Genomic DNA, 335 nt, shown 5'->3' with positions numbered 1-335 from the left:
TCGGTGGTGCTGGGGTTGGCACTGGAATGGCTGCTGTTTCGCCACTTCTACAAGCGGGACCACCTCGACCAGGTGCTGCTGACCTTCGGCCTCATCTACATCTTCGAGGAAAGCCGCTCCCTGATTTGGGGTGACGACGTGCACGCCGTGCCCGTGCCGGACCTGCTGAACTGGTCCATCCCGTTGACCGACACCCTGTCCTACCCGGTGTACCGGCTGGTCATGTCGGGCATCTGCATTCTGCTGGCGCTGGGGCTGTACCTGTTGATTTCCAAAACCCGCCTGGGCATGAAGATCCGCGCCGGCGCCTTCAACCGCGACATGACCGAGGCGCT

General features: G+C 62.4%; 1 pseudogene. It reads left to right on the top strand.

The window, feature by feature from the left end:
- A pseudogene (locus HA630_RS27200) lies at positions 1-335 on the top strand (branched-chain amino acid ABC transporter permease); the annotation flags it as partial.

The sequence above is a fragment of the Aquabacterium sp. A08 genome (assembly GCF_011742065.1).
This window is presented reverse-complemented; position numbering and strand designations above follow the sequence as displayed.